This window comes from Botryobacter ruber (assembly GCF_003347595.2).
Taxonomy (GTDB): Bacteria; Bacteroidota; Bacteroidia; order Cytophagales; family Hymenobacteraceae; genus Pontibacter; species Pontibacter ruber_A.
Genome location: NZ_QCZK02000037.1, coordinates 36,244 through 62,117, shown reverse-complemented (window position 1 = coordinate 62,117; position 25,874 = coordinate 36,244). Strand labels below are relative to the sequence as shown.

Genomic DNA, 25,874 nt, shown 5'->3' with positions numbered 1-25,874 from the left:
ACAAGGTTAATTAAATGAATAGCCCAAGGATACAATCACGGAAGATGAATTAACCCCGGAAACGCCGCCACGCTCTGAATCATTCATACGTGAAAGGGCAAGGTCGATATTCAATCCGTGTGTTTTAAAGCCTACTCCAAAATTAGGTTGCACACGCTTCGTCATATCGCCGTTAAAACTTCTGGTTTCCTGATAATTGTTAAAGCCTCCCCGAACAAAAACAGTATTGGCATACGCCAGCTCCAAACCCAGGTGCGGGTCCACAGAAACTACGTCAGATTTTAGCAGCACGTTACGTTTGCCATCAAAGGTAAAATCCACGTCGGTGGCTACCAAAGCGCTCAACTTATCACTGAACCTGACCGATTTACCCACTCCCAGCACAAGGCGCGGAAGCGTCAGCTCTGCTGTGTTGGAGGGAAGGGCGTTTCCGGTTTGCAGATATGTATCTTCCAGTGCCTCCATATTGTGGGTCCAGGCGGTAAAGGTGGTCGTAATGTCTTTGGCCATTACCCCAAACTGCCAGGTCCCACGCTGCAACTGTGCACCAGCATCCACACCAAATCCCCAGGCATTGGCAAACTCACCAACGTTGCGGTAAATAATTTTGGCGTTTACCCCCAGCTGCAATCCTTCTATTAAATTACTCCTGCGGGCATAGGAAAGCAACATGGCATAATCGGCTACCGAGAAGAAGCGGATGCTATCGTACTGTATATACCCAAACTCATTCTGCAACCTGCGGGTGTCCGCAATATCGTCTACCCCAAGCCGGATGACAGAAACAGCCAGGGCACTGCTACTGTCGAGGGGGGTGGCAAAGCTGGCGAAATCGTTCTTAGCAATGCCGGCAAAAAGCTCGGAGTGCATCAGACCGACATTATACTTTTGCTTTAACCGGAGTAACCCTGCCGGATTCCAGTAACCTGCCATAGCATCCTCTGTTATAGCAGCTTGCACATTGCCCATTCCCAGGGCCCGGGCGCCAATACCTATGTTCAGAAATTCATTGCTATACTTTGGAGTGGAAACCTGTGCAGAGGCGGGAGTAAGTCCTATTAGAAACAACGCTGCACCTAAACAAAAAAGGGCAATTTTATTCATAGTTACAGTTTATCGAAATTTTATTTGTTTTTAAAATTAAAAAATTGCTCAAAATACAGGCACATATCAGCGAAAACTATTGCATTAACACCACTTGATGCTGAATAGTTGAATTTTTAGCTCATTTATTTTTACCAAAAGTAGGGATTTTCAGGGACAAACGTCTTTTTAAAGAAACGCTCATAAAAAAATTACGTTACATTTATTATACAGTACCTTGTTTTACATAGTACCTTATTATACATTTGCATCAACCTCAAAAATCATCATGAAAGTAGAAAACACACAAGTACAGATGCGGAAGGGAATTCTGGAATTCTGTATCCTGGAAATCATCTCTCGTGGTGAAGTATATGCGTCGGATATGCTGGAAGAACTGACTGCGGCTAAAATGATTGTGGTAGAGGGCACGCTTTACCCTTTGTTAACCCGCCTCAAAAACGCTTCACTGCTCGATTATAGCTGGAAAGAGTCTACAGCAGGACCACCGCGCAAATATTACACCCTTACCGATACAGGCAGGGAGTTCCTGCATGAACTCCGGATTACCTGGAGCGAACTAGTTGCCTCCACCGATTACATCATTCAAAACAAGAAAAGCTAAGCAACTATGAAAAAGAATATAAGCATCAATTTGCAAGGCATTATTTTCCATATCGAGGAAGATGGCTATGAGCAGCTGAGCACGTACCTGGCTTCTGTCAGAAACTATTTTTCTACCTACGAAGGCCACGAGGAAATAATTGCCGACATAGAGGCCCGCATCGCCGAGATTTTTGCCGGGCATCTTTCGCCTGCCAAACAGGTTATTACCCAGGAGGATGTGCAGAAGCTGATTGCCCAGATGGGTAATGTAAATGATTTTGAGCAGGCAGAGCCGTTCGTGGAAGAACCAGCTTTTCACACTGCCTCAGCCACTGGCAAAGCTGCTGATCCGGGTAACACCAGTTCCGCCGGCTACCAGGCACCGGAAACAGAAACTACAACCGGTCCTAAAAAACTTTACCGCGATTTTTCCAATAGAATAATAAGCGGTGTGGCTGCCGGAGTAGCAAACTACTTTAGTATTGATCCGCTCTGGATCAGGCTGCTTTTCGTGTTCCTGGTGGTACTGGCGCCATTCACTGCCGGTCTGTCGGTGGCCTTTGTGCTGGTAGCTTACATAATTTTATGGATAGCACTGCCGGTGAACTACAGCCTGCCCGAGTCAAACGTAAAAAAGCTGTTCCGCGACCCAATAGATAAAAAACTTGGCGGTGTGGCGAGCGGAATTGCCAGGTATTTCGGGCTGGATGTAACCGTTGTGCGTGTCCTGTTCCTGGCTTCTGTGCTGCTCGGTGGTACAGGGCTGCTGATCTACATCGGGTTCTGGATAGCGGTACCCGAGGCATCAACGCTCACCGAACGGATGCAGATGCAGGGCAACCCCGTTACCTTGTCGGGTATCGAGCAGACACTAAAGGAAAATCTCCGTTTTAAAGACCAGAACGGCGAGGAAACCCCTGTTGCGAAAGCCCTCCTCCTGCCCCTCCGGTTGCTTTCGCAGTTGCTTAACTGGTTCGGCAGGGTGCTTGGCCCCTTGTTCAGTGCCCTTATTTCGCTCATCCGAATTTTTGCAGGTGTTTCGTTACTGGCTGTTTCCATAGCACTTACATTCGGTCTTTTTATTGGCCTGCTGGTTGCTACCGGGGTTATTGATGAATATTCCGGCTTCTGGATGAACGATATTCCTATGTCGGTTTACCTGGGCGGTTTCCCGGAGTCAGGAATCATTTCTGGTTTTATTGCAGGGCTTATTCCCCTGCTGCTGCTCTTTATTTTAGCAGTCAGTTTGCTGGCGAAGCGTTTCTTTTTGCGCCCTATTGCGGGCTGGTCCATGTTTGGTGTGTGGCTGGTGAGTGTTTTTGTACTGATTGCCTCGATTGCCATGTTCAGCCAGAACTTCAGGCGTTCGGGTGAGGTAGAACTTGCACAGCAACTACCCGTGGAGGGCTATCAGACGCTTATCCTGGATGCTTATGATATGAACCGGGAATATGGCCGGGTAAACATTGAGCCGCAGGGCCATACCAACAGTTTTGTGGAGATCAGGCAGCAGCTGCAGGCCAAAGGCAGGACCGAAGACGAGGCAAAACAAAATGCCCGAATGGTTTCGTACCGGGTGGAGCAACGCGATTCTGTCCTGATGTTCGACAACGCCTACAAGTTTAAGGACGGAGCCGTTTTCCGCAAGCAGGAGGTGCATGTAACGTTGCTGGTGCCGGAGAGCAAGCAAGTGCGTGTCACGAAGGATTTTGTGAACCTGGTACCCGGCTCCAGTTTCGAAGGGAACTACAGCAGGGAAAAGATAGTGCGCAATACCTGGCAGATGCAGGGCAGCCAGTTTGTATGCCTCACCTGTTCCACCGACACCCTCGACACCCCAACCAGCTCACCTGAATTTGTGTATCAATCCGAATCCGAAGCAACAGGCATGGCAGGCAGCGTTCTGATGGATGCAGAATCGTATGGCGACCATATGGAAAACTACAACTTCAGCGGTTTTAACCGTATTTCCGCCAACGGGCCTTACCACCTGCAGCTCATCCAGGGAGACAACTATGCTGTTAGTGCACGAGGCGACAAAGACGATATCAGGAAACTCCGCATTTCGAAAGACGGTAATGAACTGGAAATTAAATCAAGTCATACGATTGGCAACCTGTTTGACAGGCAGAACCCGGTCCTGATCCGGGTGACGGTGCCTGAGCTGCGTGCCCTGGAGCTATCCGGAGCCATAAAAGCAGATGTAAACGGTATCAGGACAGCGAAGTTTGACCTTTCGATGACAGGCGCCATCAAATCAAATATAAACGTGGAGGCCAGCACTGTTAGCGTAGAAATGACCGGAGCATCGGAAAGCACCATGACGGGCAGAACCGAAAACCTTGAAGTGGAAATGGCGGGCGCCAGCAGCCTGGATGCCGCGAACCTGCAGGCGACAACGGTAAAAACAGAGTTAATGGGTGCCTGCAAAGCAGCTGTTTATGCCACCGGATCGCTGAAGGCAGAAGCCGCAGGCGCAAGCAGTATCCGCTACAAAGGCAATCCGGCTGATGTAACCACCAACGTAGTGGGAGCCAGCAAAGTTGACAGGGATGAGCAGTAGCCTGGTGGTGCCGCTAAGGCTATGGTAGCTGGTGCAGAACCGTTTTTCAGCGGCTTTAAGCGCCGGAAAACGTTACTGCAGCTGTCACCATTGCCTCTGCTCCTGCTTATTAACCCTTCGAGGTGTAGACCTGTTCGAGCCCCAGTTCCTTCCCTTTCTCCAGCAAAAAAGCATAGGCTTCGTCAAACTCATTCCGGACGGTTCCTTCCAGGATGGCCTCGGTCAGCATTTCCTTCAGCACGCCTACGGTTTTGGATGGATTTATGCCGAAGGTTTCCATGATGATTTCCCCGGTAATTACAGGCTGGAAGTTGCGTAGTTTGTCGCTCTCCTCCACCTCTACCAGCCGTTGCTCCACCTTGTCGAAGTTCTGCAGGTAGCGCTTAACTTTTTCGTTGTTCTTGGAGGTGATGTCGGCGCGGCAAAGCTTCATGAGCGCGTCAATATCGTCGCCGGCCTCGAACAGCAGGCGGCGGATGGCAGAATCGGTCACGGTTTCTTTTACCAACGCTATCGGGCGCAGGTGCAGGCGCACGAGTTTCTGCACAAATTTCATGTGCTCGTTGAGCGGCAGTTTCAGGTCCTTGAACAGTTTGGGTACCATGCGCGCGCCTTTTTCTTCATGCCCATGAAAGGTCCAGCCCACTTTGGGATGGTAGCGCTTGGTATCGGGTTTGGCAATGTCGTGCAGAATAGCAGCCCAGCGCAGCCACAGGTCATCCGACACCTCCGCCACGTTGTCCAGCACCTTGAGCGTGTGGTAGAAGTTATCTTTATGCGAGTTGCCTTTAATCGTTTCCACGCCCTGCAGCTCCGTCATTTTCGGGAAAATGAGCTGGAGCAAACCCGACGCGAACAGCAGCTTAAAGCCATACGAAGGCACCGGCGAGAGCACAATCTTGTTCAGCTCATCCGTAATCCGTTCCTGCGACACAATTTTAATGCGATCCTTATTATCAATGATGGCATCAAAGGTTTCCGGAGAAATATCGAAGCCCAGCTGACTGGCAAAGCGGATGGCGCGCATCATGCGCAGCGGATCGTCCGAAAACGTGATATTCGGCTCCAGCGGCGTCCGGATAAGCTTCTTCTGCATGTCCTTCACCCCCTCAAAGCGGTCTACCAGCGCTCCATAATCTTCCTTGTTCAGACTGATGCCCAAGGCATTGATGGTAAAATCACGGCGTTTCAGGTCATCTTCCAGGGTACCGGTTTCTACTTCCGGCTTGCGCGAGTGCTCGCGGTACGATTCTTTCCGGGCACCAACAAACTCCACCTCCCACTCCCCGGAGCGCAGCATTGCTGTTCCGAAGTGTTTGAAAACCGACACCTTTGGTTTGTGCGGCAGCTTCTGGGCTACGGTAGCTGCCAGTGCAATGCCATCACCCACACATACCACGTCGATGTCCTTGGAAGGCCGCTTCAGCACCAGGTCCCGCACAAACCCGCCAATCACAAAGGCATCAACATTCAGTTCAGCCGCTGCTTCGGCAATTACTTCAAAGATGGGATGTGCTGGTAGTTGTAGTGTATCCATGTAACAAAAAGTGCCTCAGCTAGCTGAAGTGCTACCCGAAACGCAAAAATAAGGAGATAAATCGAAAGGACCTTACGCCTCCGGCCCTAACTACTCCCGCAGCACCCGCTGCTCGCCGTTCGACTCAATTTTTATGATACGGGATGGCCTGGCTGCCGTCGTTTCGTCCTGCCGCAGGCGCACAATGTAATCTACCCGGTTTTTTATTTCCTCACTAATGTCAGAAAAAACAGCAGGCGCTGGTTCTCCGCTGATATTAGCAGACGTAGACACCAACGGGCGACCGAGTTGCAGAATGAGTCGGTGGCAAAAATCGTCCTGCGAAATACGTATGGCAACGCTACCGTCGGATGCGATCAGTTCTTCCGGCAGGTTCTTAGCTCCAGAAAACACAAACGTTGTAGGCCGTTGCTGCTGTGCCGCCAGCCGCTCAAAGTCAGCGGGCACATCCGCTACATAATGGCGCAGCATCTCCACATCCGCCACCAGCACAATCATCGATTTCGATTCTTCCCTTTCTTTGATGCGGTAAATTTTTTTTACAGCTTCCGCATTTTCCGCATCGCAGCCTATCCCCCACACTGTATCGGTAGGATACAGAATTATATTACCTAAAAGCAGCTCGTCTTCCGCCTGCTCTATTTCGTTGAGTAAATTTTCCATAAATTTCATGTAAAAAAGTTAACTGCACCTGCCACCATTCCTGCTGCTTTTGCCTGCACATTGGTTTATGCGCTGAAGGTGATGGACAGGACTAAAAGAACAAACTATCCGGCCACACCCGCCATCAGCACATGGGCACATTAAAAAATCAGCACCTTAACTCCTGATTTCCTGTGTCAGCTCAATCAGGACCCCGTGGGCACTTTTGGGGTGCACGAAACACACGAGTTTGTTATCAGCCCCTTTTTTAGGCTGCTCGTTCAGCAGCACAAAGCCCTCCTGTTTCAGCCGCGCCATTTCAGTTACAATATCTTCCACCTCAAAGGCCACGTGGTGTAGTCCTTCGCCTTTTCTGGCAATGAATTTAGCGATGGCGCTGTCTTCCGAAGTAGCCTCCAGCAACTCGATTTTGGTGCCTCCGACCTTAAAAAAAGAGGTATTCACCCCCTCCGATGCCACTGGTTCTGTTTTATAGGGCACCACCCCCAACAGCCGCTCGTACACCTGGTTGGCCTCGCTGAAACTCTTAACCGCGATTCCTATATGCTCTACGTTTCGCATTTTATTTTGTAATTAGTCTGATTAAGCTTTTTTTCGTAAATTTGCCCTAAAGTAAAACTTATAATTTTTACTGATTGTTATAAACCTGAATCATTTTTTGACAATTTAGTGCTATGCTAACACTTCCTATATACTTAGACAACAATGCCACTACACCGCTCGATCCGCGTGTACTGGATGCGATGTTGCCTTACATGACCACTATGTTTGGCAATGCTGCTTCACGTAACCATGCGTTCGGCTGGCAGGCTGAAGAGGCCGTTGATTATGCCCGCGAGCAAATTGCCTCGCTTATCAACTGTTCTCCAAAAGAAATTATTTTCACTTCCGGTGCCACAGAGTCCGATAACCTGGCGCTTAAAGGGGTGTTTGAAATGTACGCCTCCAAAGGTAATCACATTATCACGGCTACCACCGAGCACAAAGCGGTACTGGATGCCTGCAAGCACATCGAAAAGCTGGGCGGTAAAGTTACCTACCTGCCCGTAAACGCCGAAGGTCTGATTGACCTGCAGGAATTGGAAGCAGCCATCACGGATAAAACAATCCTGATTGCGATCATGTACGCCAACAACGAAGTTGGAGTGATACAACCGGTGCGCGAAATCTCTAAAATCGCCAAAAAGAACGGCATCCTGTTCTTTACCGATGCTACGCAGGCGGTAGGCAAAATTCCGGTGGACGTAGAGGCTGACGGCATCGACCTGATGGCTTTCTCTGCCCACAAAATGTACGGACCGAAAGGCGTAGGTGCCCTGTATGTGCGTCGTAAAAATCCACGTGTTAAAGTTACTGCCCAGATGGACGGTGGCGGCCACGAGCGCGGTATGCGTTCCGGTACGCTGAACGTACCCGGCATTGTTGGGTTAGGCAAAGCCTGCGAACTGGCAAAACAGGAAATGGAAGCTGATACGGCCCGTATCTCTGCCATGCGCGACCGCCTGGAAAAAGAGCTGCTGACGCTCGAAGAATCTTATGTAAACGGTTCGCGTGAGCACCGTTTGCCGCACGTTTCCAACATCTCCTTTAAATATGTAGAAGGCGAAGGCCTGATGATGGGTGTGAAAGACCTGGCCGTTTCTTCCGGATCGGCCTGTACTTCAGCCTCTTTGGAGCCATCTTACGTATTAAAAGCATTGGGTTTAAGTGATGACTTAGCGCACTCTTCCTTGCGTTTCGGCCTGAGCCGTTTTACAACCGACGAAGAAATTGACTTTGCCATCAACCACGTAAAAGAGGCTGTAACGAAACTGCGTGAAATGTCGCCTCTGTGGGAAATGTTTAAAGAGGGCATCGACCTGAACTCTATTGAGTGGGCGGAGCACTAAGAATTCCAAGCTAAAGCAGGAGAATGCTTTGTGCTGACTCCTGATTTACTTTAACAGTATATTTTTAAACTTTCAAATAATTAAAGCTATGGCTTATTCAGATAAAGTAATAGATCATTATAACAATCCGCGTAACGTAGGCACGCTGGATAAATCAAAAGCAAACGTGGGTACCGGTTTGGTTGGTGCCCCTGAGTGCGGCGACGTAATGCGCCTGCAGATTGAGGTAGACGAGAACCAGGTAATTACCGATGCCAAGTTCAAAACCTTTGGTTGTGGTTCAGCCATTGCCTCTTCTTCACTCGCTACAGAATGGCTGAAAGGCAAAACTGTTGACGAGGCGCTTTCTATCGACAATATGGAAATTGTAGAAGAACTGGCGTTACCTCCTGTTAAAATTCACTGCTCTGTACTGGCCGAAGACGCTATAAAGTCTGCCATTAACGACTACAGAGTAAAGAACGGGTTGCCTGCGCTGGAACTGAACAATTCTCATCACTAGCATACTATTAAGTACACTTTTATAAGTGTACTGATTCAAAAGCAGATTGGCAACCACTTAACGTGTGGTAACAGTCTGCTTTTTGAGTTTAAGTTAAAGTGGTATTTACGTTGGCCAGGCTTGGAACACAAGTGTTTATTTACATGTTATGACAACAGCAGGCCAGTTAAACTAGTAAGATTATGATAACAGTATCAGATAAAGCAAAAGAAAAGGTGCTTAAGCTAAAGCAGGATGCACAGCTCGACGACTCCTATCGTCTGCGTGCTTCTGTAGCAGGTGGCGGCTGTTCCGGCCTCTCCTACAACCTCGATTTCGACGACGAGGTGAAGCCCATGGACCAGGAGTTTGAAGACAAAGGCATAAAGGTAGTGGTAGATATGAAAAGCTTCCTATACCTGGCCGGCACCGAACTCGACTTCTCCGACGGCCTGAATGGCAAAGGCTTCTACTTCAACAACCCGAACGCTACCCGCACCTGCGGTTGCGGCGATAGTTTTTCGGTGTAGTAAAAGGATTAACAATAAAAATGAAAAGCGGCTGTTCCAACGGGAGCAGCCGCTTTTCATTTTTATAGAAAAAGATGATCTGGAAGAAATTATGGCAAAGCTGTTTTCTTAATAAACTTTATCTTTAACCTATCTTTGATCATTGTACGCATTTTCAAACTGCCATTCATGTTGAAAGTTGTATTAAAGAAGGCATATAAGTTAATTCCCTTCAAAAAAGCTTTATACCGACTTCTTAAAAGATCTTTTGGAACACCCCCTTTACGGGTTTATCAGCACCTGTATTTCTTCGGTGAGTTCGAAGTAAGATTTGATTCAACAAAAACTTTCAAACTGCAACACTATGGCTATCCTATCGAAAATGAGATTTTCTGGAAGGGTCTTTACGGCGGATGGGAAAAAGAGTCGCTGAAACTGTGGTCGAGGTTTTGTCGTGATGCCCAAGTTATTGTGGATGTCGGAGCCAATACAGGCATTTATTCACTTGTTGCAAAAACAGTAAATCCAGCTGCCAAAGTCTTTGCCTTAGAGCCGATACAGCGGGTATACCAGAAACTGCTGCACAATATTCGAATAAATAATTTTGATATAGTAGCCATAGACAAAGCAGCTTCTAACAAAAATGGCAAAGCTATTATTTACGATATTCCTGCCGAACACCAGTACAGTGCCACCTTAACCCTCCGACATCACACCGCCCAAGCCAACACTGTTCCAACAGAAATCGAAACAGTTACACTGGCCTCGTTTGCAGCAGCACATCAACTTAACAATATTGACTTAATAAAGATTGATGCAGAACGGCATGAAGCAGAGGTACTGGAAGGTTTCCTCCCACTCCTTCACTCTTATCGTACTACTTTCTTGATTGAGATCATTGATTCGGAAGTTGCAGCCAAAATACAAAATTACTTTGCAGATAAACCTTATTTGTATTTCAACATTGATGAAACTCATGGATACAGTAAAGTTGATACTATTGAAAAAAGTAATGGATTTAATTACCTTTTTTGTACTGAGGAAAAGGCTAAAGCAATGGGATTGATCCCGTAATATTCTAGCATAAAAAACAGAAAGCGGCTACTCGATCCTGAGCAGTCGCTTTCTGTTTTTTATACAGCTATTCTAGTTCTTCTTCAGCAACTTGATCGTTTTAGCGCCTTTACCATTCACCATACGAGCCAGGTACATACCTTCAGGCATGGTTCTGCCGTCCACTTCCACTGTAGTTACTTCACCTGCCCTGGCTGAGCCAGCTTTCAGCTGCTTTATCAGCACACCCTTCATGTCATACAGGTTGATGACATACTCGCCTTCTTTTTCAGCGGTAAACTCAATGGTTGCCTTGTCTGAGAAAGGTACGGGGTAGACAGTTAGCAGCTCCTTTGTTTCTGCTGTTTTCAGTGTATTTGTAGCTTCTGAATTCAAGATACCCGGAGCTGGAACTGGAACCGGACAGATAGTTGTACCAGAGCTACAACCGGCTTCAGAAACAACTTCTACCTGAAAGCCGGAACCAGCCGGAATGTTACTGAAATAAAAGACTACATTGCCGTTTGGCGGGCTATAAGACGAAACAGTATTATTTGCATCTACATCAGCATCTTGAATGTAATCTCCGTTCTCATCAAGAATCTTCACTCCACTGATAAAATCACCATCTTTATCTACAATATAATAGGTAGCTCCATTATCGGTACTGCTTTTTGTTACTTGAACCTTAAACGTTGCTTCATCACAGGCTGGAGGGATATATGAAGCAACAGGGGGTGTTGGTTCAGCATTCACTGTAACGGTAACATCGTCAAAATCACTGCCACAGGATGGGGTGCTGTTGCTGGTTACGGTCATGCGCAATGTTACACTACCTGAGCCTCCGGTTATGGTCACTGAAGGATCTTCCAGAGTTGCATCATTGAAACTTACTCCCAAAGTATTGGGATTGCCACTTGGTGCAACCGTCCATAAAATTGTTCCATTGCTGGCGGTGCCATTCAAAGAGAAGGTGTTACCTGTAGAAATATAGCATTGTGCTGCAGGATCAGCACCAGCATCTGCATCAGGATTGGGATTCACTGCAAGTGTGCCGGAGGCAGACGCAGAAACACAGCCAGTTGTTTTGTGTGTAATTACAACACTGTAGGTACCAGCTATACTGGTTGAGAAACTGGATACGTTCCCTGGAGCGGTCGCTCCGGAAGGAATTGTCCAGGCGTAGTCGTAGTCGTTAGCAACACCAGTGCCAGGAGTGGCCGTGATTGTAGCGGGGAGGTTACTAGTACACACAGTGGGCGAGTTTACTGTTACAGTAGGGTTTGAATTTATCGTTACCTCCACTGAGACCTTGTCCGTACATGCATTCTGTTGATCACTTGCTGCTTTTATCCAATAAGTGCCGCTAGCGCTAACAACTGAACTATTTAACTCATTGCTATTTTCATCATCAGGATCGCCATCCCAGTATGTAATATTTACACCAGATATGTCGCTGGTAATTGCATCTGCCAGGTCAATTGTATTTGGTGAGCAAACCGGAGTTGGATCTTCAGCGGTCAGGGACACATTAATATCTAGGTTAATTTGAATCGGTGTAACAAAATCAGTCAGGTTAGCCGACACAGCCTGTGAAGACTTTGTCATTACAAACATAGAAGAAATAGAGCCAACGCAAGGTGTAGAAGTGTTTCTGTAAATTTCAGAAATATTAAATGCTACCTCAATCAAAGCGTTGGCTTGATAAGAAGAACCTCCAAAAGCGTCATAAGGCACCCCAGTTAATGTAACGGCGTTTGTGGTACCGAATGCTAAATCATTTATGCTAACTCCTGGAGGCAACACAATTGGAGCCCACTGATACACCCCATCAACAAGCTTCCACTCTTCCAGATACAAGTTGGCACTACCTCCACCACCTGTAAATTCTGCTGAGACTTGAACGTCGCCTGGGGTACGTCCCCCGGTAAGATCAGAGGCTGCACTAGTAAATGTTCCATTATTATTTTGAGTTAACATTTTCTGATGAAGTGCTATAGATATAAAGCTGTTACCATTGGTTGCTTCTCTGTCACCTGATAAAACAATCCAGATATCTCCTGTACCTGGACCCGGACCTGGATCAGAGGCATAGTGCATCAACAAGTTGTTTATATCATTTTTTGCTGGACTCGGATTACCCTCTATCCATTTCATAGTATTTGGGTTGTCATTTTTCTTTTGTCCCCCCGCAAAAACATCGTCACCTGAAGTATATAAATCTATACTATGATAGGTAGTAGTATTATTCAGAGGGTTTCCGGAAGCATCTAACACGTTGCCCCCAGATCCTGAACCTACTGCTCCTGGAAGCCAATCGCCAATGTTAGCCGTAGGTGTGTTTGCTCTCAAGTCTCCATCAATGCCAAAACCTCCAGGGGGAGGGGCAATTGGTGCAACTCCAGGTGATACAGATTGAGCAAACGCCATATTACTCATCAACACACCTGCCACTATCATCAAAGCGACACGCCACAGCCCCCGCAGCTGTACCGTTAGTGCATCATTTGTTCTGTTTAGATTTCTGATAAATGTTTTCATAAAAGGAAAATGTTTAGGATTGAGAAAGTTGAAAAATTGAAAAGCAGGGCAGGAGAAAAATGTGGTTGTTGCTTTTGGGGCACAGGCAGCACATTACAGGAGTTGGTTTTCTAATCGTTTCAAATATGGGCCGGAGCTGCTCCGGCAGATCGTGTTATTTTCAATATTTAAAGACAATACAAGCCCACCCCACTTTTCAACGGGTATTGTTCAATCACCTTATATCCTATTCCAGTTTAGGAACATCCCCCCACTCTGCGATCTGTTACTCAGATTTCGAAGCAAGTAGAATTACTTATGCTTTTATTTTAAAAACAGGCATTTCACAAGTCTCTTTCCCAAAAAGAAAAACCACCTTTAATTTTTTAAAAAACAGGTACTTACCTAAAGAAATTACAGCTCTAGGGTACAATACCATAATACCTGGCAATCAAAAGAAAGATAAAATATTTAATATAATAAGTTATTAAAGTGATACGACATAGGTAATTTTTGGAGATTCTTTCACTGATTATCTTCGTGAAATACTTATTTCAGCTTGTAAACGGGTGATTTTAGTGGCCTAAAAAAATCAAAAAACCATACACACAATACAATTATGTTTTAACAATAATTATTTTTAATATTTTATTAATATTTAAATAACTTTGGCCAACGTTTTCTTATTAACCAGCCTGTTAGCCCCTGTTACAAAGCGGGTCAATAGCAGGCAGCGCAAAGTGGCGGCAACAGCGCCCGCCTGTTTCTTAAGTAACACTGGATAGCTGGTTTTTAAACTGCTGCACCTGTCACCACAGCCACTGCTGTACCTGAGTTTTATTCTCCCCACCTTCTGAACTGGCAGCTGTATCAAGGAACCAACAAGAGCAGGAACCGTAACATAAACTTCCAACCTGAAGTTTTTTCAGTTCCAAAAGCTAAAGCAGCAGTATGGCATACCAACCAATTGAAGACTATGGAATTATTGGCGACCTGAACACAGTGGCCCTGATTGGGCTGAATGGCTCCATCGACTTTATGTGCTTCCCGGATTTTGACTCTCCCAGCATTTTTGCCGCCATCCTGGATGATGAGAATGGAGGATGCTTTTCTATACAGCCCACTTATGATGGCATGAAGAACAAACAGCTGTACCTCCCGGACACAAACGTGCTGCTGACCCGGTTCCTTTCTGACGACGGCATAGGCGAAATCACGGACTTTATGCCTGCAGAAGAAGTACACCAGGGCAACCAGCTGATCAGGAGAGTGTCCTGTGTGCATGGCGATCTTGAATTCACGATGCGCTGCTGTCCCCGTTTCGATTATGCACGCTCTGCTCACAAAACAGAACAGATAAGTGAGCATGAGGTCATTTTTTACAGCACCGGGCCGGATGGTATCGGCATCAGGTTGATGAGCACGGTGCCCCTGCAGGTAAAAAATGACGAAGCTTATGCTGAGTTTGTTCTGCAAACAGGAGATAAAGCAGACTTTGTGCTTTATAATATCACCTGCGAAAACCCACCGGTAACAATTCTGGAAAAATATGTTACCAAGAGCCTTTACGATACCATCAACTTCTGGAAAGACTGGATTTCGCAGTGTACGTACAAAGGCCGCTGGATGGAAACAATCAACCGGTCAGCCCTGGTCCTGAAGCTCATGACCTCCCATAAATATGGCTCTATTGTGGCAGCTCCCACTTTCGGATTACCCGAACAGATTGGGGGCGTCCGGAACTGGGACTACCGCTACACCTGGATCCGGGATGCCTCCTTTACAGTTTATGCCCTGCTCAGGCTAGGCTATAAAAAAGAAGCCAGGGATTTTGTAGACTGGGTAGACAGGCAATGCGATGATGTTGGAAGTGCCGGTCATCTCCGGCTCATGTACACCCTGGATGGGCAGCTGGACCTGGAGGAAAGGCAGTTAAATCACCTGGAAGGCTTCAGAGGATCCAAGCCTGTGCGCATCGGCAACGGCGCCTACGACCAGGTGCAGCTGGATATTTACGGGGAACTCCTCGACTCTATTTACCTGTACGACAAATACGGCGAACCGATCTCGTTTGAATTCTGGAACGACCTGCGGCAGCAGGTGGAGTGGGTATGCGACAACTGGCACCGCGAAGATGAAGGCATATGGGAGGTGCGTGGGGGCAAACAGCATTTCCTGTATTCCAGGTTGATGTGCTGGGTGGCCATAGACCGGGCCATGAAAATAGCAACCCATCACTCCTTCCCGCTTCCTTCCAGGTGGGAGGAGGAGCGTGATAAAATATTCTTCTCCATTCACCACGACTTCTGGAACGAGGAGCTACAGTGTTTCGTGCAGTACCAGGGCGCCCACACCGTAGATGCTGCCACCCTGCTCATGCCGCTGATCCGGTTTATCAGCCCCAAAGACCCGCGGTGGCTTTCAACCCTCAAGCGCATAGAGGAAGAACTGGTTTCTGATGCGCTGGTATTCCGCTACCGTGTAAACGAGGAGTTTGATGGACTAAAAGGCAACGAAGGCACATTCTCGATGTGTACGTTCTGGTATGTGGAATGCCTGGCTAAGGCCGGACAAATAGACAAGGCACGGCTGTATTTCGAAAAAATGCTCGGCTATTCCAACCACCTGGGCCTGTATGCCGAAATGCTGGGACTGAAAGGCGACCACCTGGGCAATTTCCCCCAGGCCTTTACGCACCTTGGTCTGATTAGCGCTGCCTTAAGCATAAACGACATCCTGGAGGGAGAGGAAAACAAACGGAAGCTTTAATGCTTCTTTGCAGCGTCCCTGCAGACTTCCATTTTATTTTACTGCTGCTGCCACCATTGCCTCTGCACCTGCTTATTATCGAAAAATACCTGTGTTCGGGAGCAGAGGCTGTGGTGGCAGCAGCTGCAGACCAGAAAACACTATTTCAGGTAAAAAAAATAGCCTGCCCCGTCATCCGGAGCAGGCTATCTTCAGTATCAGGAAAAGCAGTTTCACTTAATAAGCTCTTCCGCCTTTGTTTTCTACATAATTCATAAAGGCCCTGTTTACCACTTTCGTACCACCCGGGGTTGGATAGTCGCCGGTAAAGTACCAGTCGCCTTTGTGATTCGGGCAAGCCAGGTGCAGGTCCTCGATGCGCTGGTAAATTACCTCCACTTCAGCTTGCACATCCACGGCTTTTACAATCTCGGCTACTTTTGCTGAAACCTGCTCCGGCGTGAACGGATCATATAGCTCTTTCACAAAGTTTTTCTCCATAAAAGCTGGCGTTCCGGCAGCCGCTAAACATTTCTGGTACACCTCGTGTACTTTGGTTTCCATGCCATGATCGCGTAGCAGTCCAAGTACTGCCCGGAAGGCCACAAACTCCTTCATTTTGGACATGTCGATACCATAGCAGTCGGGGTAGCGGATCTGGGGGGCGCAGGAAACGATGATGATTTTCTTCGGCTCCAGCTTGTCCAGCATCTTGATGATACTTTTCTCCAGGGTAGTTCCACGTACAATCGAGTCGTCGAGCACCACAATCGTGTCGATGCCTTTTTTCACTACCTCGTAGGTGGTATCGTACACGTGCGTTACAAGGTCGTCGCGGCTGTTGTCGTCGGAGATGAAGGTGCGGAGTTTGGCGTCTTTGATAACCAGTTTCTCGGCGCGCGGCTTAAACTGCAGGATTTCGTCCAGCTGCTCTTCAGACAGTTCCTGGTTCAGGATGGCATTGCGGCGATAACCGCGCAGGTACAATTCAATCCCTTTCATCATGCCGATCCACGAGGTTTCGGCTGTGTTCGGGATGTAAGAGAATACCGTGTTTTTCAGATCGTAATTGATGGCTTTAAGAATCTGCGGGCAAAGCAGCTTGCCCATGTTCTTGCGCTCATTGTAGATTTCCGGATCGTTGCCACGTGAAAAGTAGATACGCTCAAAGCTGCAGGATGTCTTTTCCTGCTGCGGTACCACCTCTTTCAACTCTGCATCACCTGCCTTGTTAATAATCAGTGCATTGCCCGGAGTAATTTCCTGGATGGCGCTGTATTCAATATCGAAAGCAGTTTTTATGGCAGGTTTTTCAGAAGCCACTACCACTACTTCATCATCCATGTAATAATAAGCCGGACGAATACCGTTCGGGTCACGAACCACAAAAGCAGCGCCGTAACCGGTAAGGCCGGCCATGGCATAACCGCCGTCAAAATCTTTGCAGGCGCGTCGCAGCACACGGTGCAGGTCCAGGTTCTGCTCAATGAGTTGGGTAATTTCCTGGTTGGTGTGGTGTCCTGCTTTATGAACGTCAAACTGGCGCTGGTTTTCCTCGTCCAGGAAGTGGCCGATTTTTTCGAGTACCGTAATGGTATCGGATTTGTGTTTCGGATGCTGCCCCAGGTCAATCAGTTTCTGGAACTGCTCATCCACGTTGGTCATGTTGAAGTTACCGGCTACCGCAAGGCTTCTGCTGCGCCAGTTATTTTCGCGCACCATGGGGTGGCAATTGTCCACGTTGTTAATGCCGTGGGTACCGTAGCGCAGGTGGCCCAGGTACACATCGCCCAGGAAAGGCATATTTTCCCACACCCACTGCGTATCCTCCACTTTATCCGGATGGTCTTCCTTCAGGTGGCGGTATTCTTTGCCTATTTTACCAAATATGCTGTCAATCGCCCGCGTCTTTACCGACCTGAAGCGGCTGATGTACTCGATACCAGGGATGGCATTGATTTTTATACTTGCAACCCCTGCACCGTCCTGTCCGCGGTTGTGCTGCTTCTGCATGAGCAGGTACAGCTTGTTGATTCCATAGAGAGGAGTACCATACTTCTCTACATAATATTCAATCGGTTTACGCAGCCTGACCAAGGCTATACCGCACTCGTGTTTTATAGAATCGCTCATTTCTAAGTTTAAAAAGTCGATGTCAGCAACCGTTCAATCCATTCCGTAAGCAGGTCGGGTTTAAAAAACAAGACCAGCAACGGTAAACCGAACAATGCAAGCAGCAATTTATTCGATAGTGAGATAACTAAATTTTCTTCTCGATAATTCCCTTTAAAGAAAAGGTAAAACGGTATCTTGATATAGTAGAATAACGCTACGCCGGTAAGTAAAATTCCAGAAACCAGTAATACTAACAGCATCGTGTCGTTTGTATGGTTATAGGCCTCCCATAAATTGGTAAAAATGAACAGTTTACCCATGAAGCCTGCAAAGGGCGGAAGCCCGGTAAGCGAAAGCAGGTACACAAGCGCCATTGTACCCAGGAAGGGATAGAAACGCCCCAGGCCATGAAAATCGGTGAGCTTTGTGACCTTAAACTCATCTTCAGCCAGCTGCAGCACCAGGAAAATGCCGAAATTCATAAACAGCAGCACCGTGAGGTAAAACAGCACGCCCGAAGTATAGTTCGTACCCACCGCCAGCAGGGCCGCCAGCAGGAAACCGGCATGCGAAACAGAAGAATAAGCCAGCAGCCGGCGGGGTGTCTGCTGCCGTAAAGCCGTAAAATTACCGATCACCAGCGTTACAATGGCCAAAATTCCCAGCAACAACCACACATCCGGGAAAGCCGAAGCGGGACCAGTTGCAAAGAAAGGAGCAATAAAACGAAGAATCACCAGGATACCAGCCATTTTCGGACCGGTAGAAAACAGCGCCACCACCGGCATCGGCGCCCCCTGGTACACATCCGGCGCCCAGAAATGAAAGGGTGCTGCTGAAATTTTAAACAGGAATCCGGCAAACACCAGCACGGCTGCCACCGTCACCATCAGCGGGTTTGCCTGGAGCAGGGCCAGTCCGAATGCTTCACTGGTGTGGTTGAGGGTGCCGGTAAGGCCATACAAAAAGGACATGCCATACAGCATCACCCCTGCCGAAAGCGAACCGTACAGGATATATTTTAAACCTGCTTCAATGGAGCGTTTATTTTCTTTAAGAGTAAGCGTGAGAATATAAGAGGCAATCGAAACCAGCTCTATGGCCAGGAACAGCATGAGCAGGTTCACCGATTTGGCCATCAGGTTGAGGCCCAGCACCAGTAAGAGCAGGAAAGCGTAATATTCGCCACGACCCTTCTGCAGTTCGTCGAGCCGCTTGTTCAGCACCGACAACAGCACCGTACAGATACCAACCAGGCTAAACAAAATTCCGGAATACTGTGCCAGCCCATCCGAAAACAGCAGGTTCAGGAACTGCGGACTTTGCCCCAGCCTTCCTTCGAGCACCTGCACCACCAGCGAGGCAAAGAAGCCGGTCAGCGCCAGCCACGGGAGCATGCTTTTTATAGTAGCAGAACGGAAAAGGTCGAGGGTAACAAGCAGCAGGAAAAACAAAACCAGCAAAAACTCAGGCAGCAGCGCGTCGGCCCCTGCCATGATGGCTTTGATCGTTTCAGATAAATTAACTGCCTGTTCGTTCACGGAAATCAAATTATCGAAGATAAAACACCCTGCAGCTGCTCCTGTCCGTTTACCAGCACCAGTTTCGTAAAACCACTCACGGCAACGCCAATCTTATCCAGCAGCAGGGACGGGAAAATCCCGAAAAGTACTGCCAGTACCGCCAGGGGCACCAGCATCAGGTATTCTCTTAAATTCAGGTCGCTGACCAATGCTTTTTCGCGCAGATCGGTATAAATCCAGTACTTGCCGAAAAACATGCGCTGCAGCGCCCACAGGTAATAGGCCGCAGCCAGCAACAAGCCGATCACCGCCACCACCGTCATCCAGCGCGGCAGCAAGCCGGTTGCTTCCGAGGCGCTGAAGCTGCCCAGCAGCACAAGCAGCTCCGAAATAAAACCGGAGAAACCGGGCAGGCCAAGCGAGGCAAAAAAGGCAACTACGACAAAAGAAGTATACACCGGCATCTCGTTCGCCAACCCCCTGAAATTCTGAATGAGGCGGTTGTGCGTCCGGTCGTAAATAACACCCACCAGCAGGAAGAGCATCGCCGAAATAATGCCGTGACTGAACATCATGTAGATAGCGCCGTTCACACCTTCCGTTGTCATAGAGGCCACCCCCAGCAACACGAAGCCCATGTGCGAAACAGACGAATAGGCAATGAGCTTTTTCAGGTCGTTCATGGCCAGGGCACACAGCGCGCCATAGATAATGGAAAGCACGCCCAAGCCTCCGACCAGGGTAGAGAAATAAGCCGCCGCATCCGGGAAAACAGGATACACAATCCGGATAAGTCCGTAACCGCCTACCTTTAAAAGAATAGCTGCCAGTAACACTGAAATTGGGGTTGGCGCCTCTACGTGCGCATCCGGAAGCCAGGTATGCACCGGCACCACGGGCACTTTAATGGCAAAACCGGCAAATAAGAGCAGGAAGAAAATAAACCGCAGCGGCTGGTTCCAGAGCTGGTACCCTGACAGCGTGTGCAGCAGGCTATCCGGGATAAAGTTGGCACCGTCCATCATGGCCGGTATACTGAAGGTTCGCACCATGTCTGCTGCCTCAATGGTTTTGTTCTGCAGCATCTGCTGTACCTGTTGCAGCACCTCCGGCGTCAACTGCATGCCTTTCTCCAGCAGGCCCAGTTGCAAGGCAGTCGCCTGCGGATCGATAACAGAAGTGTACAGGCCGATCATCGCAATCAGGATAAACAGCGAGCCGACCAGTGTATAAATAAAGAATTTGATAGCCGCATATTCCCGCTTCGGACCACCCCAGATGCCAATAAGGAAGTACATGGGCAGGAGCATGAATTCGAAGAACAGGTAGAACAGGAAGAAGTCAAGTGCCAGGAAACAGCCCATCACGCTGGTTAGCAGCAACAGGTAGAGCAGGAAATAACCTTTTACGCTTTGCGTAATGGTCCAGGAGGAGATGACACCAATCACCCCGACAATGCCCGTCAGGAGCACCATACTCACGCTGATGCCGTCTACGCCTACAAAGTATTCGATCTGGAAACGGCCCAGGCTGCCGAGCGAAAAATTAATCCAACTGAGCCGTTCTACAAACTGGTAGCCCTGTTGACCGTCGGCAAAGGAATTCCCGTTAAAGCCCAGGAACAGCAACAGCGAAAGCCCCATCTGGAGCAGAGCGCCCGCCAGCGCAATCCCTTTTATCGGCAGTTGCAGGCGTCCCGGCACCAGCATCACGGCCAGCGCCGCCAGCAAAGGCGTAAAAATCAGGCTGCTAAGTATAAAATCCATGTATGGTTTCTTTCTGGTTATTAGTTGTTAGTTATTGGTTATTAGGGAGGGCATGAAGAAAAACAATTCTTTCTGCACCAGCCACCACATTCTCTGCTGCTTTGTCTGGACTGCTGATATCAGGATGAAATGATTTTTGTGATTTCACAATTGTCTGAACCTGGATGAAGCAGCTTAATGGATTAACAGAAACACAACCGTAACTTCCTAACTCCTAAACTCTCTAACTCCCAAACTTAAAATATCCTCCCCAATAACAAATAACCAACAACTAATAACTAAACAAGTCGCAAAATTATAAATCAAAACAGGACAATGTATAGCATCATCAAAATAAATCCGAAAAGCGAGTAAGCCACGTACGACTGCACTTTTCCGTTTTGCAGTCTGCGTCCGTACCAGCCAACAGCCTGCGACACCGCTCCCACCAGCCACACCATACCATCCACTACCCACCTGTCGAAAAAGGCCACGATTTTTGAGAAAACCACCACCGCAATGCTGCCATTGTTGAGCACATAATCAATCCCTTTCCTGTCGGTGCGGTGCAATTTGCGTGCGATGAACAAGGTTGGCTGCACCAGCGCTTTGTCGTATAGCTGATCGAGGTAAAAGTGGTTGAAGGAGAACTTTGCGAAGGCGCTTTCCGGCTTGTCCTGGTACAATTCCTCGCCTGTTTTCTTCCTGTACTTGCTGATGGCAAAGCCAACGCCAAGCACACCCAACACCGCCGACAAGGCACCAAGCATGATATGTGCCGTATGATTTACTTTATCCTGGTCGGCTATGGCACGCACGAAATCAGCACCTAAAGGCCTGTTTTCGCCGGACAGCACATTGATGCTGATGCCTTTCAGCAGCCAGCCACCGGCAAAACTGAATGGGTTGATCGAAAAGAAAATGCCCAACGACAGCACAGCAAGCAGCACCACCGGAATAATCATAATCCACTCCACCTCCTTCTGCTCCGACAAGCGCAGGTCCCGCACATCAAACGGCAACCGGAAATTACCAAAGAACATGAACCACATGTGCCGGCCCATGTAATAAGCCGTCAGCAGCACCACCGAAAAGCCTATGAGCGGTACCGCAAAGGCCAGGCTGTTGCCCCTGGCGCTCATGGTCTGCGCCCAGGCCCAGGTACCCGCTAGTATCGCATCTTTGGAAAGGAAACCTGAAAAAAGCGGCAAACCGACGAGCGCGGCACCAGTTATCAGGTAAGTGTAAAACGTTAGCGGCAGCACCTCCCGCAGGCCTCCCATGTTCCGGATGTCCTGCGCATCTATTTTGTGCAGGTGATGGTGGTGTAGCCCCCGGTGCATGGCATGTATAATGATACCGGCATTTAAGAAGAGTGCTGCTTTGAAGAACGCGTGCGTCGTGAGGTGGAAAAGCGAAGCGTCGTGTGCGCCTGTTCCCATGCCCATCACCATGTAACCGAGTTGTGAGATGGTGGAGAAAGCCAGTACAGCTTTAACGTCGTATTGTGTAAGCGCCGCAATAGCGCCCAGTAAGGCGGTGATGGCACCTACAACAGCAATAACCGTGAGCGCATCGGGCGTAAAAAAGGCATAGCAACGGGCTAAAAGGTACACACCTGCTGCCACCATAGTCGCTGCGTGGATGAGCGCCGACACCGGCGTGGGTCCCTGCATGGCATCGGGTAACCAGACCTGCAACGGAAACTGCGCCGATTTTCCCACGCAGCCCATGAACAGCCCCAGTCCCGCCAGTGTGAGAAACAGCGGGCTTATCTGAAACAGCAACTGCTTGCCTTGCAGTGCATAATGTACATTGAATACGCCCTGTGCCCAGCTACCGGAGCTGATCAGCGCCCGCAGCGCCTCCAGGTCAAAGGTGCGGAAAAGTGTATAGAAGGCGAAGAGCCCGAGCAGCAGCCCGATATCCCCCACCCTGTTTACCAGGAAAGCTTTTTTGTTGGCAGCAACGGCCGCAGGTTTTTCAAACCAGAAACCAATGAGCAGGTACGACGACAGGCCCACCAGTTCCCAGAACATAAAGAGCAGCAACAGGTTATCGACCAGCACGATGCCCAGCATGCTGAAGGTAAACAAGCCCAGGAAAGCATAGTAGCGGCTGTAGCCTTTGTCGTCGTGCATGTAACCTACCGAGAAAAGCTGCACCAGCGTGGAGATAAAGGTAACCAGCACCAGCATCAGTACCGTGAGGTTGTCGAGCAGGATGCCGGCGGTAAAATCGGCGAGTGTGCCTTTGGCAGCGGGAAGGCTGAACCAGGTAAGGCGGCTATGGTAGGTGGCGCTGTTCCAGGTCTGCACGAAAAGCCAGCCTGAAAGCAGGAACGAAAGTACCGAGATACCGATACCCAGCCAGTCGCCCTGGCGGGGCAAGCGTTTCCCGAAGAAGAACAGCCCGAAAAAAGCCAGCAGGGGCAGCAACAGCACCACCAACGCAAGGTTCGTCTGGGATGTAGCGGCCAGCGGCTCTAAATGCGAGGAAAGCTCCAAGTATAACTTTTTTTACGTGTCCGGAAACTCTGTGAAGGCTTTTGCCTAACAGGCGACAAAGGTAAGGAGAATGGTTTAGTTTTTATAGCTTTAAATTAATCTAAACCTGATTTGGTGATTTGGAGGGAGGAAGCAAATAATTCATATTTATCTTCATTATTAATTTCTTGTCATCCTGGAAGGATCTTGTAGGCAAGAACCTAAAATGTAAGCTATGAAAACCGTATTATTTAAATTGATAAAAGGCGTTTATGGATTAGTACCTGATCTAGCATTTAAGCTGCTCGCCTACAAGATCCTTCCAGGATGACAAATGGGGCAAAGAAAGCAGCAGTGGCTGTGGTGGCAGGAGCAGTAACCTTTATTCTTCCCCTACAATCTTGTTTAGGTTGGCTGTTTTGAAATACTGGTACACCCGCAGTACAATCGCCAGCGCCACAGCAGATTCGGCCGCTATTACGACAATCACAAACAGCGAAAACAGCTGCCCCTGCAGCAAAACAGGATCATAGCGGCTGAAGGCGACCAGGTTCAGATTGGCGGCGTTGAAAATAAGTTCAATGCCCATCAGTACCAGCACCGCATGCCGTTTTGTGATCACGGCCAATATGCCCAGGCTGAAGAGTAGCGCGCTGAGCAGGAGAATATGTTCTAACGGAATCGGCTCTATCATTATACTTTCTGGTTTTCGGTGGCGATGTAAGCAGCTCCCATGAGCGCGATCAGCAACAGCAAAGAAGCAACTTCAAAAGGAAGCACAAAATCTGTCATCAGCTTAATACCGATGCTCTGCACGGTGCTTTTCTGGTACCCCAGCACATCGGTCTCCGCCGCCTGCAGCCAGGGCAGCAAACTGAAATTTGTTTTCAGGATGGTATAGCACAAACCGGTACTGACGAAGAGAAACACCAGCGTTCCCCAGATTTTGTTCGAGCTTTTGGAAAGCACTGAATCATCGTGCACACGGCTGCTGAGCATGATACCAAACAGAATCAGCACCAGTACGCCCCCGACATACACCATCAGTTGCAGCACCGCCACAAAATCGGCAAACAGCAGCACGTAAATACCGGCCAGACTCAACAGCGTAACCAACAGCGAAAAACCTGCATACAACAGGTTGCGCGTCAGTACCAGGTATCCGGCAGAAAGTACCGCCAGTGCGGCGAAGATGTAGAAAAGCATGAGTTCTGTTTATATTGAAAACTTCCTGGTTTACTTACTTAATAAATTTTAACACTATAAATAAGAGCAGGAACACAATAAATGTTATCAAAGACAATACTTTATTAAATTTTAAATCAGGTCTTGTTTCCGGCACATCGTGTGGAGGATAAGCTATCTCCCACTTTTTATTATTAGCAAACGTCATCAATAGTTTTGGCGTCACGGGAATGCGCTTTACCATCATATAAGGCGGCTTGAAAAATAGTGCACCAAAATTTGTCCCTTCCTCATCCCCATGAAAATACCACAAGTAATCAGACATATCTACATTAAAATTTGGGGCATAAGCATCAATAAACTCATGGAAATCATCCCCTACTAAATCCAGATCAGCATATATATCTGAATCCTCATTAACATCTTTGTACGGCGAATACTTAGCAACAAACTTCAGAACGTCTTCACTAGAAACCATACACTTACCCCTGCTTCTTCCGCGCCGCCAGAGCCGCTGCTTTGGCAGCAGCCATTTCCTCCTGCTGCTTCTCAAACAGTTGCTTCTTTTCCTCTGCCTGTTCCGGTGTGAGGTTGGTGAAGTGGTAGACCATGTTTTTGATATCTACTTCACTGAAATCGTAGACCGGTGTCATGGTGAGGCAGTCGGTGGGGCAGACGGTTGTGCAGAGGCCGCAGTAGCAGCATTTGGCCATGTCGATGTCGAACACCGGGGCGTACAGGCGCTTTTTGGTACCGTCTGAAGTCGAACCGATTTCTTCCGTGGCTTTTACTGATTCGATGGTGATGCAGTTAACGGGACAGATTTTGGCGCAAAGGTCACAGACAATGCAGTCGTCGATCTCGTTGTGCAGGCGATAACGGCCGTTGTCCGGCACCGGCAGCGCTTCGTAGGGGTAGCAAAGCGTCACCGCTCCCTCTTTCTGATCGAAGTAACTTTCATCCGATACATATTCGGAGGAACGTCGTTTTCCGGCCTTCAGGAAGTGGCGCATCGTCAGCCGCGCACCGCTCACCAGCGACTTCACCACAGCCACAAATCCGCTATTTCTTTTTATTGCAGTTCTTTCCAATTTTTCTACACCATTTTGTCATCTCGACCAGAGGGAGAGATCTGGATATATCAGGCACATCAGATCTCTCATTTTAT

At 48.3% G+C, this 25,874-nt stretch carries 20 protein-coding genes; 7 read left to right on the top strand and 13 right to left on the bottom strand.

Translation table 11 applies throughout. The features are described 5' to 3' along the window. Nucleotides 1-6: 6 nt before the first annotated feature. Nucleotides 7-1,104, bottom strand: coding sequence for a putative type IX sorting system protein PorV2 (locus DCW36_RS11005; RefSeq protein WP_114778661.1), 1,098 nt, complete (start codon nucleotides 1,102-1,104; stop codon nucleotides 7-9). A 268-nt stretch (nucleotides 1,105-1,372) separates the two neighbouring features. On the opposite strand from DCW36_RS11005, the gene DCW36_RS11000 reads away from it, so the two are divergent. Both DCW36_RS11000 and DCW36_RS10995 read left to right on the top strand, forming a co-directional pair. Beyond that, nucleotides 1,373-1,708, top strand: coding sequence for a PadR family transcriptional regulator (locus tag DCW36_RS11000; protein ID WP_114778660.1), 336 nt, complete (start codon nucleotides 1,373-1,375; stop codon nucleotides 1,706-1,708). 6 nt (nucleotides 1,709-1,714) lie between these two features. After that, nucleotides 1,715-4,252 carry a GIN domain-containing protein gene (locus DCW36_RS10995; protein WP_114778659.1) on the top strand — a complete coding sequence of 846 codons (2,538 nt, stop codon included), beginning with the start codon at nucleotides 1,715-1,717 and terminating at the stop codon, nucleotides 4,250-4,252. Nucleotides 4,253-4,361: 109 nt separating this feature from the next. Here the strand turns inward: DCW36_RS10995 and DCW36_RS10990 are convergent, their stop codons facing one another. From DCW36_RS10990 to mce, 3 genes are all read right to left on the bottom strand, one after another. Further along, nucleotides 4,362-5,789 (bottom strand): CCA tRNA nucleotidyltransferase, encoded by a 1,428-nt coding sequence (locus tag DCW36_RS10990; RefSeq protein ID WP_114778658.1) that lies wholly within the window; start codon nucleotides 5,787-5,789, stop codon nucleotides 4,362-4,364. 90 nt (nucleotides 5,790-5,879) lie between these two features. After that, complete coding sequence (locus tag DCW36_RS10985) at nucleotides 5,880-6,452, bottom strand: L-threonylcarbamoyladenylate synthase (RefSeq protein WP_114778820.1); 573 nt, start codon at nucleotides 6,450-6,452, stop codon at nucleotides 5,880-5,882. Nucleotides 6,453-6,608: 156 nt separating this feature from the next. After that, entirely contained in the window at nucleotides 6,609-7,013 is a 405-nt protein-coding gene (gene mce / locus DCW36_RS10980; RefSeq protein WP_114778657.1) for a methylmalonyl-CoA epimerase, read from the bottom strand. A 113-nt stretch (nucleotides 7,014-7,126) separates the two neighbouring features. Here mce and DCW36_RS10975 point away from each other — a divergent pair, with 113 nt between their 5' ends. The 4 genes from DCW36_RS10975 to DCW36_RS10960 all read left to right on the top strand — a co-directional run bounded on the left by DCW36_RS10975 (nucleotide 7,127) and on the right by DCW36_RS10960 (nucleotide 10,405). After that, complete coding sequence (locus tag DCW36_RS10975) at nucleotides 7,127-8,341, top strand: IscS subfamily cysteine desulfurase (RefSeq protein ID WP_114778656.1); 1,215 nt, start codon at nucleotides 7,127-7,129, stop codon at nucleotides 8,339-8,341. An 88-nt stretch (nucleotides 8,342-8,429) separates the two neighbouring features. Next, a complete protein-coding gene (gene iscU, locus DCW36_RS10970; RefSeq protein ID WP_114778655.1) occupies nucleotides 8,430-8,843 on the top strand; it encodes a Fe-S cluster assembly scaffold IscU in 414 nt (137 codons plus the stop codon). A gap of 182 nt (nucleotides 8,844-9,025) precedes the next feature. Then, nucleotides 9,026-9,352: a HesB/IscA family protein gene (locus DCW36_RS10965; RefSeq protein WP_114778654.1), complete on the top strand. Its 327-nt coding sequence runs from the start codon at nucleotides 9,026-9,028 to the stop codon at nucleotides 9,350-9,352. Between the two features lie 168 nt (nucleotides 9,353-9,520). Then, nucleotides 9,521-10,405 carry an FkbM family methyltransferase gene (locus DCW36_RS10960; RefSeq protein ID WP_114778818.1) on the top strand — a complete coding sequence of 295 codons (885 nt, stop codon included), beginning with the start codon at nucleotides 9,521-9,523 and terminating at the stop codon, nucleotides 10,403-10,405. Nucleotides 10,406-10,477: 72 nt separating this feature from the next. Here the strand turns inward: DCW36_RS10960 and DCW36_RS22850 are convergent, their stop codons facing one another. Beyond that, nucleotides 10,478-12,925, bottom strand: coding sequence for a T9SS type A sorting domain-containing protein (locus DCW36_RS22850; RefSeq protein ID WP_240676134.1), 2,448 nt, complete (start codon nucleotides 12,923-12,925; stop codon nucleotides 10,478-10,480). A gap of 930 nt (nucleotides 12,926-13,855) precedes the next feature. Between DCW36_RS22850 and DCW36_RS10950 the strand changes: the two genes are divergently transcribed. Next, nucleotides 13,856-15,673 (top strand): glycoside hydrolase family 15 protein, encoded by a 1,818-nt coding sequence (locus DCW36_RS10950; RefSeq protein ID WP_114778652.1) that lies wholly within the window; start codon nucleotides 13,856-13,858, stop codon nucleotides 15,671-15,673. Between the two features lie 216 nt (nucleotides 15,674-15,889). Here DCW36_RS10950 and DCW36_RS10945 read toward each other — a convergent pair whose 3' ends face one another. The 8 genes from DCW36_RS10945 to DCW36_RS10910 form a co-directional block, all read right to left on the bottom strand. Beyond that, nucleotides 15,890-17,785, bottom strand: a complete 1,896-nt coding sequence (locus DCW36_RS10945; protein WP_114778651.1) for an amidophosphoribosyltransferase — start codon at nucleotides 17,783-17,785, stop codon at nucleotides 15,890-15,892. A gap of 8 nt (nucleotides 17,786-17,793) precedes the next feature. After that, nucleotides 17,794-19,308 (bottom strand): NADH-quinone oxidoreductase subunit N, encoded by a 1,515-nt coding sequence (locus DCW36_RS10940; protein WP_114778816.1) that lies wholly within the window; start codon nucleotides 19,306-19,308, stop codon nucleotides 17,794-17,796. A 5-nt stretch (nucleotides 19,309-19,313) separates the two neighbouring features. After that, a complete protein-coding gene (locus DCW36_RS10935; protein WP_114778650.1) occupies nucleotides 19,314-21,056 on the bottom strand; it encodes a complex I subunit 4 family protein in 1,743 nt (580 codons plus the stop codon). A gap of 302 nt (nucleotides 21,057-21,358) precedes the next feature. Further along, nucleotides 21,359-23,542 carry an NADH-quinone oxidoreductase subunit L gene (gene nuoL / locus DCW36_RS10930; RefSeq protein WP_114778649.1) on the bottom strand — a complete coding sequence of 728 codons (2,184 nt, stop codon included), beginning with the start codon at nucleotides 23,540-23,542 and terminating at the stop codon, nucleotides 21,359-21,361. 361 nt (nucleotides 23,543-23,903) lie between these two features. Continuing rightward, entirely contained in the window at nucleotides 23,904-24,215 is a 312-nt protein-coding gene (nuoK, locus tag DCW36_RS10925; RefSeq protein WP_114778648.1) for an NADH-quinone oxidoreductase subunit NuoK, read from the bottom strand. Then, a complete protein-coding gene (locus DCW36_RS10920; RefSeq protein WP_114778647.1) occupies nucleotides 24,215-24,727 on the bottom strand; it encodes an NADH-quinone oxidoreductase subunit J family protein in 513 nt (170 codons plus the stop codon). The genes nuoK and DCW36_RS10920 overlap by 1 nt, the downstream gene beginning before the upstream one ends. 34 nt (nucleotides 24,728-24,761) lie before the next feature. Further along, nucleotides 24,762-25,184, bottom strand: coding sequence for a DUF1493 family protein (locus tag DCW36_RS10915; protein WP_114778646.1), 423 nt, complete (start codon nucleotides 25,182-25,184; stop codon nucleotides 24,762-24,764). Nucleotides 25,185-25,188: 4 nt separating this feature from the next. Next, complete coding sequence (locus DCW36_RS10910) at nucleotides 25,189-25,797, bottom strand: 4Fe-4S binding protein (protein WP_205702923.1); 609 nt, start codon at nucleotides 25,795-25,797, stop codon at nucleotides 25,189-25,191. Nucleotides 25,798-25,874 lie beyond the last annotated feature (77 nt).